Below are 507 nucleotides of genomic sequence, written 5' to 3'. Positions count from 1 at the left end.
CCGCCGAGGGCTGCGGCGGTGCTGTTGCCGAGATTGTCGGTCTTGGTCGTGACCGTGCTGAGGCCGGTGGACAGCGACGAGATCGAGCTATTCGCCGACGACAGACCCGTCGACGTGGAGGTCGACAGCGAGGTCACCGAGCTGTTGGTCGAGCTGAGACCCGTGGACAACGAGCTGATCGAGCTATTCGCCGACGAGAGACCGGTCGACGTGGACGTCGACAGCGAAGCCACCGAGCTGTTGGTCGAGCTGAGGCCCGTCGAAGTCGACGTGGACAGCGAGCTGATCGAGCTGGTGGCCGACGACAGGCCGGTCGACGTCGAAGTCGACAGCGATGCCACCGAACTGTTGGTCGAGCTCAAGCCCGTGGACAACGAGTTGATGCCCGTCGAGGTCGACGTGGACAGCGAGCTGATCGAGCTGGTGGCCGACGACAGACCCGTCGACGTGGAGGTCGACAGCGAGGTCACCGAGCTGTTGGTCGAGCTGAGACCCGTGGACAACGAG

The 507-nt window shown here is 64.5% G+C and carries 1 protein-coding gene; it reads left to right on the top strand.

Annotated features, from left to right (window positions below; translation table 11 throughout):
* Positions 1 to 507: hypothetical protein (locus WS49_RS36365; RefSeq protein ID WP_218921612.1), on the top strand; the 507-nt coding region annotated here is incomplete at both ends.

Source organism: Burkholderia sp. RF7-non_BP4 (assembly GCF_001521935.1).
Lineage (GTDB): Bacteria > Pseudomonadota > Gammaproteobacteria > Burkholderiales > Burkholderiaceae > Burkholderia > Burkholderia diffusa.
The sequence above is the reverse complement of the archived record's forward strand: the minus strand, read 5'-3'. Positions and strand labels throughout refer to the sequence as shown.